General features: G+C 72.3%; 7 protein-coding genes and 1 pseudogene. All 8 read right to left on the bottom strand.

Annotated elements, in window-relative coordinates:
• Positions 1 to 107: 107 nt before the first annotated feature.
• The 8 genes and pseudogenes from J7E89_RS11945 to J7E89_RS11915 all read right to left on the bottom strand — a co-directional run bounded on the left by J7E89_RS11945 (position 108) and on the right by J7E89_RS11915 (position 9,206).
• Complete coding sequence (locus J7E89_RS11945) at positions 108 to 896, bottom strand: helix-turn-helix domain-containing protein (protein WP_214972510.1); 789 nt, start codon at positions 894 to 896, stop codon at positions 108 to 110.
• A gap of 333 nt (positions 897 to 1,229) precedes the next feature.
• Positions 1,230 to 2,135 carry an extensin gene (locus J7E89_RS11940; RefSeq protein ID WP_214972509.1) on the bottom strand — a complete coding sequence of 302 codons (906 nt, stop codon included), beginning with the start codon at positions 2,133 to 2,135 and terminating at the stop codon, positions 1,230 to 1,232.
• Positions 2,132 to 3,076, bottom strand: a complete 945-nt coding sequence (locus J7E89_RS11935) for a bifunctional lytic transglycosylase/C40 family peptidase (protein ID WP_214972506.1) — start codon at positions 3,074 to 3,076, stop codon at positions 2,132 to 2,134. The genes J7E89_RS11940 and J7E89_RS11935 overlap by 4 nt, the downstream gene beginning before the upstream one ends.
• A 3-nt stretch (positions 3,077 to 3,079) precedes the next feature.
• Positions 3,080 to 4,054, bottom strand: coding sequence for a replication-relaxation family protein (locus J7E89_RS11930; RefSeq protein ID WP_214972503.1), 975 nt, complete (start codon positions 4,052 to 4,054; stop codon positions 3,080 to 3,082).
• Between the two features lie 314 nt (positions 4,055 to 4,368).
• Positions 4,369 to 4,449: pseudogene (locus J7E89_RS40785) on the bottom strand (hypothetical protein); the annotation flags it as partial.
• A gap of 199 nt (positions 4,450 to 4,648) precedes the next feature.
• Positions 4,649 to 6,475, bottom strand: a complete 1,827-nt coding sequence (locus tag J7E89_RS40780; RefSeq protein WP_308315442.1) for a type IV secretion system DNA-binding domain-containing protein — start codon at positions 6,473 to 6,475, stop codon at positions 4,649 to 4,651.
• Positions 6,472 to 8,301, bottom strand: coding sequence for a VirB4 family type IV secretion system protein (locus J7E89_RS11920; protein ID WP_214972501.1), 1,830 nt, complete (start codon positions 8,299 to 8,301; stop codon positions 6,472 to 6,474). The genes J7E89_RS40780 and J7E89_RS11920 overlap by 4 nt, the downstream gene beginning before the upstream one ends.
• Positions 8,301 to 9,206: a PrgI family protein gene (locus J7E89_RS11915; RefSeq protein WP_214972498.1), complete on the bottom strand. Its 906-nt coding sequence runs from the start codon at positions 9,204 to 9,206 to the stop codon at positions 8,301 to 8,303. Before J7E89_RS11915 ends, J7E89_RS11920 begins: the two co-directional genes overlap by 1 nt.
• Positions 9,207 to 9,210 lie beyond the last annotated feature (4 nt).

Below are 9,210 nucleotides of genomic sequence, written 5' to 3'. Positions count from 1 at the left end.
TCCTTCGAGGGGCCGGCGGGCAGAAGCCGTCCGTGACAGCACTCTGCCCGCTACACTCCCACCGCTCGACGTTTCCCCAGGTCAAGCCACGAAGTACTGCTGGAGTACTAGTCGGCCTCGGTCCGTGCGGCCAGGCGGTAGGTGCGGGGCCGGTCGTTGACCTGCTCGGCGATGTTCTGCTTGGCGAGGGTGACCAGGGAGTTCGCGATGGCGCCCGAGCTCTTCTCGATCTTCCGGCTGATCGCGGTCGCGGTGAACGCCTCCTGGGGATGGGCCGTCAGGTGGTCGATGACAAGCTGGCGCAGCGCTCCGGGGGCCGGTCGTGCCTTTCCGCCGGACGCCGGGGCGGGGCTGGCGGCGATCGTCGGGGGCTTGGGCTGCTCGTCCTCCGCGTCCGTCCCGTCGGGGGCGGCGGAGGTGCTGTCACTGCCCGCGCTGGGGGTTTCGGCGTCCTCGGCGGTAGTGACGGGCTCGTCGTCGCTGGACCGAGCGGGCTCCGGCTCGTGCGCAGGGGTCTCCGTCTCGGCCTCTGCCGCCGACTCCGTGAGGACGTGCTCGCTGGTGTCCGGCGCGTCGTCGGCGGCTTCCTCCGGCTTGTCGGTGTCCGGGGTGGCATCGGCGGCGGGCTGGGCGCAGCGCCATTGGTCGGGGGTGCGGCGAGCTCCGGTGCGCTCGCCCTCCTCGCGTACGGCCAGTCCGTGCTCTTCGAGGGTGGCTAGGGCCTTGCCGGCGGTGGAGCGGCCGATGCGTGCGGCCAGGGCGAGCTCGGCGACCGTCGCGCCGGTGGAGGCGGAGAGTTCGGTGTAGATCGCGGCGGGTGCGCCGGTCAGCCCGCTCAGCGGTTCGGGGGAGGCGTCGGCGTGGAGGGCTCGGGTCGCGGTGGTGTTCTCGGACATGGGTGGGGCCTCGTTCCAGATGAGGTGTTGATGGGGTGAGGTCCCCGGCCGGGGTGCGACCACATGGGTGCGGTCGTGGGGTGGCGGGCCGCGTGCGCATCGCGGAGTTCTCCCGCCGGTCCGCCGGGGGGCTTGGGGTTCGTGAACCCGTGGCCTTGCGGCGGACCACCATGGACGCTCTGGTCCGCGACGGTGTCAAGCGGCCCGTTGCCGCTGGTGGAGAGCGTGCGGGCCGATCCGTACTCCTGTGTGGGAAGGGTGGCGGCGTCGACGGTCTGGGGACCGTGTCCGGGTGGCCGGGCGATCGGTCCGGAGCGGTGTACGGGTGGCCGGTCACGTCGCGGATCGGGTCCGGCCGATCGGCGGGTCCGGATCGGCGGGCTCGGCGGGGCGATGGTGGGCGAGGAGCTGGGTGTGGATCTGGCGGGCGCGGGTGGGCCCGATGTGCAGTTCGGAGCGCAGCTTCCAGAGGCTGACCGGCCGTCCGGCGACGGCGCGAGCGGCGTGGTCCAGGGAGAGAGCGCGCCGCCACAGATCGCCGTTTGCCGCGCCGTTGACCGGGGGCTGGGCATCGGGGCCCATCGGCGGGGTGCGGGGCGCGTCGGCCCCCATCGTAGCCGTGATCTGCGGCAACAGACGCTGCCCCGGGGCGGTTTGTGGTGCGGGGGTGGTCGGGGCGTACGGATGGTTGGTGTTCTCGGGACCGGGCCCAACCGGTTCCGTGTGATCGGCGACCGAGTCGGGGGAATCGGTGGCACGAGCGGAGTGCGCGGCGGGAGGATCGGCTTCGCCGATCTGGTTCAGAAGATCGGCCACGACCCTGCGGTAGGCGGCGATCGTCTCGGTTAGCAGGATCAGCAGGATTGTGGGGATGCCATGCAAGAGGATCCTGGCCGGGTCGGCGTGGATCGGCCAGCCGATCTGTCCGGTCGGCCAGATCGCTTCCCAGGTGTTCATCAAGGTGGCGGCGATGCCGGTGAACCAGCGCAGTGCGGCCGACCAGCGCGGTGGGCGCATGCCCCAGGACGCGAGGCGGGCATCGGCGAAGAGGACGGCTGCCAGCGCCAGGCTCAGCATGGGGTCCAGGAGTGCCGCGATGCCGAGGGGGATACCGCGCGAGCGAGCGAAGAGGGTGATGTTGACGGCGGTGAAGACGAGCGCGAGGACGGCCACCGCACAGAGCACCTTGGTCAGTACGCGCAGCAGCGCCTGCGCCTCAGCGGCCGTTGGGGCGCTCACCGGGCCGCCTTCGTACCAGAGGGGCGGGTGGCCCCCTGGAAGTCGGCCCGGCCCGTGGGGTCGAAGGGCGCCTCGCGGACGACGGCACCCGTGCGGGGCGCGTCGATCATGCGGCCCGGTGCGCTGTAGATCCCGGTGTGGGTGATGGCGTTCGGGCCGGTGCCGAAGAACAGCAGGTCGCCCGGCGCGAGCGGGGATTTGGCCGGGATGCGGGGGCCGTGGTCGTACTGGGCCTGGGCGACGCGCGGCAGGCTGACGCCGGCGGCGCGGTAGGCGGCCTGGGTGAGTCCTGAGCAGTCGAAACCGCCTTCGGCGGGGCCGTCGCCGCCCCACACATATGGCGTGCCGAGCTGGGCGCGGGCGAAGGCCACCGCCTTGCCGGCGGCCGCGCTGGGGGCCGGAGCCGCGGCCTCGTAGGCGGCGGCCTGCTTGAGGACCTTGTCCACGTACCAGTCCGCGTGGTTGTACGCGAAGATCGCGGAGCGGATGTTCCGGCCGTGCTTCGCGCCGTTCGCGCACAGCAGGCGGGCGGCGGCGTAGACGGCGTCGACCGGATCCAACGGGGTGGGCGGCTTCTTCCCGCCTGGCGGGACCGGGTGGGCGTACGCGAGGAAGGTGGTCGGCATGAACTGCATCGGCCCCACCGCGCCGGCGGAGGAAACCATGGTGTGGTGGCGGGCATGGTCGGTCTCGACCTTCCCGATCGCCGCCAGGATCGTCCAGGACAGCCCCGGGCATTCAGGGGCGGCCCGCTGGTAGAGGGCGAGGTAGAACGCGGGGATGTCGGCGAGGGCATGCTTGCTGGGCGAGGCCGCCGCACCGGCCGTGCCACTGCCGGGGATCAGTGAGCTGAGCAGCACGACGATGATGAGCGCGGCGAGCAGCGGCAGGGCGAGGACGGCGCAACCCACCGCGCCCGCGGTCTTCGCGAGCGCGCTCACGCCTCAGCCTTCGGGTGTCGGAGGCTGCGGCCGGATCGGCCGCCACGGCAGGGTGGCGTGACGGCCGGAGGGGGCCGACACGGTCTCGGGAGTGTGGGCAGGGGCGAGGCCGGGCCAATGGGCGGCGAGTTCGGACAGGGCGAGACGCCGGGTGGGGGTGCTTGCCAGGGGCAGCCATACGGGGTTGGCGGGGTCGCCGAGTGCGGGGTTGGTGGTGGCCACGGGCAGGTCGAGGCGGTCGGCGCTCTCGGCGAGCCGGTGGCGCAGGGCAGCTTCGCGGCGTGCGCCACCGGTGTGGATCAGGAGAGGGGTGCGGGTGCCGGTGGTGGCGGCCAGGGCGGCGTAGCCGGGGAGTTTCGCCTCGACGCGGGCGAGGTTGTAGGAGCCGGTGTCGTACTCCAGGAAGAACGGCAGGACCTCGCCAGTGGGAAGGGACGCGTGGGCGTAAGCGTCGGGGTGGATCCAGTCGCCCCACAGACGGGTCGCCGAGCGCTCCGAAAGCCACTGGGTCAGATGTCCGGCGGCGGCGAGGTGGACCAGGAGGGTGTTGACGCCCAGGGTGTGGTCCAAGGTCGGGGAGAAGGCGATGCGGGCGCAGGCGTCCTTGCGCCAGCCGGTGGCCGCCAGGTCGCAGCCGGCGCGGGCGGCCAGGAGCTCCGCGCCGGCCTTGCCGAGGGTGTAGTGCTCGGGGGCGGATCCGCGCTGGCGCAGCGGGCGGAAGGAGTCGACGACGCCCATGAAATACAGCTCGCGCAGGCGGCGGTTGGCGGTGCGGTGGCCGGTGAAGGCGAGCGCGGTGATGTGGTGGGAGGTCAGCACCTTGTGCTCGTGCAGCACCTCGATCAGCCACACGTCGCGCGGCGTGAGCCGAGTGGCGAGCTGGGCGAGGTCGCTGCGGGCCCGGCTGGGCTGGGCGGGGCGGCGACGACGGGAGGCGGCGCGGGGAACGTACCCGGGATTCGGACTGGTCGTGGGCATGGCGTAACTCCTCGCGCTACAGGGGCAGGTAACCGGAACGGCTGGCCGTAGAGCCGACCCGGCGTGCGGCGGCGACTCGCAACTCGGCGGAGCGGCCCGGGACGGTCGGGGGCAGGGGGCAGGGGGCTGGTGGTGAGCGTGAACGCGGCGCTCTCCGCGCCGTCGGCCAGCAGGTGTGCGGCAGCCTGGTAGGGGCCGAGGTGGGACAGGTCGTGGGCGGCCAGGGTGGGCAGGGTGTGGCGTTCCAGAGCCTGCGCGTCTTCGGGGGAGGCGTTGAAGAAGACCTTGTTGCGGGCGTTGGCGGAGATCCCCTCGCGCAGGTCGCGGGGGAGCTGGGCCAGGTGCTGGTGGGCGAGGTTCATCGAGAGGCGGTAGCCGCGGGCCTCGGCGAGCATGTCCTCCAACGGGTAGGGCAGGGTCAGGAAGTTGTGCGCCTCGTCGATGTACAGCGCGGCGTCGATCCGGTCGCGTTCGGGGGTACGGGCGCGGGCGGCGGCGGCCTGCCAGGTCTTGGCGACGATGAACGAGCCGAGCAGCCGGCAGGTCTCCTCACCCAGCGCCCCTTTGGGGAGGCGGGCCAGCAGGATCCCGCCGTCAAGGACGTCGTTCAGGTGGAAGGTGGACTCGCCGGAGGCGATGGCCTGGCGGGCGAAGGAGCGCAGCAGGAAGGCGCGCAGTTTGTTCATGACCGGGCCGACGACGGCGGCGCGGGAAGGCTCGGACAGGGACTCGTACCAGGTCCAGAAGCCGCGCAGGACGGGGTCCTTGATGGTGGGGATCATGCGCAGGCGGTAGGCGGACTCGCCCAGGAGGCGGGGAATGTCGGCGAGGGTGACCAGGCGGTTGGTGGTCTGCGCGTGGCGCAGGAGGGTGAGGCAGGCGGCGCGCATGATGTCGTCGGTGCGGGGGCCCCAGAAGGCGGTGAAGATGCGGCGGAAGATGCCGGTGATGTTGTCGACGACGACGTCGATGTCGTCGCCGGACGTTCAGGCAGGGCGGGGCGTGGGTGTCGTCGGGGTCGATCACGACGAGTCGGTCGGCACATGCGGCGGGGAGGCGATGGAGGAGGTCGGTGATCAGGTCGCCCTTGGGGTCGATGACGACCGCGCCGCGCCCGGCGGCGACGTCGTCCAGGACGAGTTGGGCGATGAAGGTGGACTTGCCCGAGCCGGTGGAGCCGGTGAGGTGGAGGTGGTGGCGGGCGTCGGGGACGGCCAGGCCGACGCCGCGGCGGGTTCCGGTGTCGGTGTGGCCGAGCGGTTTGACGCCGGGACCTGGGCTGGGGATCGAGGGCGGGGGCGCGACGGAGCGCGCGCCCGCGCGGGCCAGACCCGGCGCGTCGGGGTCGACGGGCAGGTGGGCCAGGGCGGCAAGCTCGGGCACCGAGAGCAGGTCGCCGCGGTGGGGGAAGTGGCGGTTGGAGAGGACCGGGTGCGGGGTGCGCAGGCGGTGGCGGGTCAGCCAGTTGCGGGCGGAGTAGAGGGAGAAGGCGGAGGCGATCGCGTGGGACCGGCCGCGCAGCCGAGCCTGGATTCGCTCGGCCGGTGAGGCTTTGGGTGGAAGGGCGACGGCGTAGCGGATGGTCACCTCCCATTGCGGGCCGGTGAGCTTGCCGACGCTCTGGCGTACTTCCGCGCCGTGCGAGGGATCGGCGGCAGCCGGTGAGGTGCGCTGCGGAGCATGGGCGAACAGGCGGAAGAGCGACGAGAGGCGGGGCGCGGTGCGGCCGGCCTTCAGACGGCGGGCACCGCGCTTGGCCCGGCGCAGACGGGCCCCGGTGGCGGGGCGGGCCAGGACCTGGACGAGCGCGTGCTCGCACTCGCTCATTCCGGTGGCGGCCTGGAGCAGGGCGCGCAGAGGATCCTCGGCGTGATCCGTACGCAGCGGCAGGATCTCGGGGCGGGCCAGGCGCAGGGTTCCTGCCGTGCATCGGTAGGTGGCCGGGAAAGGCGGCGCGGCGATGTCGGTGAGGGTGGTGTGGGCACCTGGCCAGGCGGCCTCCACCGCCCGGCGCACCAGCGCGGTGGGGATGCTGCCGGGCAGCCACAGGCGGATGACCAGGCCGCGGGTGGACCACGCGTACTCGAAGCCGACATGTGGCTGGCCGTGCAGCAGGCGTTGATAGCGAGGGCGCAGCAGCCCGGAGAGCTGGGCCCACAGCACTTCGCCGCCGGTGGCGGGCACAGTGGGCGGGGCCAGGATCGTCACCAGCCGCGCCTGGTCGCAGAACGCACGCTGCCGCCTGTGGAGCAGGGCGGTACGGGCGAGGCTGGCCCCGGCGACGGTCATAACCGTAATGGGGGCGAACCAGGGCCAGGAGGCGGCGAGGGAAGCGCCAACAGTCTCCAGCACGGTGCTGAAGAAGCCGCCGGGGTCGGTCAGGAACTGGCCGAGCGGACCACCCGGAGCTGCCGGGCTCACAGCTGAATTCCCGTCAGGTCGGGCAGGCCGTACGGGTCGCCCGCTTCGTCGGCGGTGGCTTCGGCGTCGGCCTGGAGCTCGACTGGATCCGTGGTGATCAAGGAATGCTCTTCCTCGGAGGCCACCGGGCTGAAGGAGACCTTCGTACGGCCCGACAGCAGTAGCGCGCAGCCTCTGGGGGCGGAGAGCAGGTGGTGGCGCTCGCCGCGCGAGAGGCGGAAGGCGGCACCGATCTGGTCGATGGCCTGCGGAGACTGGCGCATCAGCAGCTGGGTGGCGGCGTTGGAGACGATTGCCCGGCCCAGCTCGGAGGCCAGGACGTCGTCGGCGTCCTGCGTGATGACCGCCAGCCCGGTGAAGTGCTTACGGGCGGCCTTGGCCATCCGGAACAGGAAGTTCGCTCCGTGACCATCACGCATCAGCAGCCACGCCTCGTCCACCACCACCAGACGCCGGCGCCGGGTGCCGGTGTGGGCGACTTGGCGCCAGATCACGTCCAGGGCCAGGAGCATGCTCGCGGTCTTCAGCTCGTCGGGGATCTCACGCAGGGCGAAGACCACCAGATGTCCTGTGGGGCGGGTGGTCGTCGGCCCGGCGAACAGCTGGCGGTGTGAGCCGTTCACGTACGGGTCCAGACGTGCGCACAGCTCACTCGCAGCTGCTTCCTCCATGGCGGTGAGCTGGGCGGCGAGGTCGGCGAGCAGCGGGGCGGGGTGCGTGTGGGTGGTCCGGTCGGCGGTGATCCCTGCCGTCCGGTAGGTGGCCAGAACCGCCCGGTCCAGGACCGAGCGCTCGTTGGCCGCCAGTTCGCCGCCCAGGAGCACGGCCAGGAAGGTATGGAGGAACAGCACCCGGCGCGTGAGTGCGTCCTGTTCGCCGCCGGTGTCGGGCGGCAGGTCGAAGGGGTTGAGCCGCACAGCGGGGTCACCGAGGCGGATGACCGTGCCGCCCACCGACTCGGCTAGCTTCAGGTACTCGTCCTCCGGATCGATGACCATCGCTTCGCACCCGGTGAACAGCTGGCGCAGCAGCTCCAGTTTGGTCAGATACGACTTGCCGGCCCCGGAGCGGGCCAGCAGTACGGAGTTGTAGTTGTCCTGGGCGAAGCGGTCCCACAGCACCATCGACCCGCTGGAGGTGTTCAGCCCGTAGAGCACCCCACCCGGTGCCATGGCGATGTCGGCGGGCAGGTCGGGGGAGGCGAAGGGGAAGCAGGCGGCCAGGGCTTCGGTGTCGAAGGTCCGCCTCACCTTCAGGGTGTCCAGGCCCAGAGGCAAGGTGGCCAGCCAGCCCGGCAGCGCCCTGTAGGTCGCCGGGGCGGTCGTCACGAGCAGCGATTCGGCGATCGAGCGGACGGAGGCGACCTCGTCGGCCAGGTGCTCGACGTCCTGCCCGTAGATGGTCATGTACAGGCCGAGGCGGAAGAGCTTGCCCTCGCCACGGGCGATCCGGTACGCCAACTCCGCGGCGTCCGCCGCTGCGGCCTCGGTGTCGGGGTCGTCCAGGCGGCCGTTATCCAGACTCGTGCGGCGGGAGGATTCCAGGCGGGCGCGCTGTTTCTTGAGCTGCTGGGCGGCCAGCGCGCTGGCGACCGGCTCGATGTGCAGGGCGACGTCGAGACGGCCGGGGTAGGTGAGCAGCGGATCCAGCCAGCCCGGGACGACCTCGGAGGGGTAGCCGGTGACCACCAGGGTGGCGGCGAGGTGGGAGCCGACGGCCAGGGTGCGGGCGTGGACTTCGAGCCCGTCGGGGCCCAGCGCGGACAGTGTCTCTCGCACGTCGACGGACGTGTCGGCCGCGCTGTCGCGGCGAAGGAAGCGGAACATCACGCACCATCAGGGGTCGCTACGGATTCGGGGTCGGCGGCCAGGCGGAGCATCTGCGCCGTGGCAGGGGCGTCCAGGGCGGTAACGGTGATCTCGGCAGCCTCCAGGGCGCGGGCCGCCTCGGTCAGCCGGTGGCCGGCCCGCGCCCCACCGGTGGGGGAGGGCTCCCGGGCCACCAGGAGGACTTGGCGGGTGAGCAAGTCACGTTCGGCGGCCAGCTCGACGAGGAAGTCGGCATGGGCCAGGGCCGCCCGCTCCAGAGCCGGATGAGGAAGGGCGGGCGCGGACTCGAGCAACTCCTCGACCAGCGGGGCGGCGTCCAGGCGGTGCGCGCGCACCAGGATCTGGGTGGGGCCGGTCAGTGAGTTGAGCCAGCGGGCGAAGGCCTCGTTCAGCGCCTGCTGCTCGCCGCCGGTGCGCAGATGGAAATTCAGCGTGCTGCACACGGCGAGGGCCGCCTGTCCGTCGGCGGCCAGATCGAGGGTGCCCGTCTCGGTGACCTCCCGGACCGGCAACCGCAACGCGGCCGACGGTCGGCCGGACCGCACTCTCCAGGCCCCTGGAGTGAGAGCGGGCAGCGGGGTGATGCCCTCGGGGGCGGGCACGCGGCGCTTGGGCGTGAGATGGAAGCGGGTGGCGGCGAGCAGGAGGCGGTCCATGCCGATGCCGTCGCGCCGCCCCACCGCGACCACCGTCACCATGACCGCCACGGGAGCCACCAGAGCGGCATAGGCGACCGGTGCCATGAACGGGCGGGCTGCCCAATATCCGCCGTACAGCACCAGGCCGGTGGTGGCGAGGATGGCCGTCTGGCGCGCGGTCAGCGGCCCGAGGACCTGATCGCTTCTCGATACGTCGGCGGGGATCTTGGCGGGCAGGACGGTCTCGTCCTCGTGATCGGCCATGAAG

The organism is Streptomyces sp. ISL-100, from assembly GCF_018614615.1.
Lineage (GTDB): Bacteria > Actinomycetota > Actinomycetes > Streptomycetales > Streptomycetaceae > Streptomyces.
The sequence above is the reverse complement of the archived record's forward strand: the minus strand, read 5'-3'. Positions and strand labels throughout refer to the sequence as shown.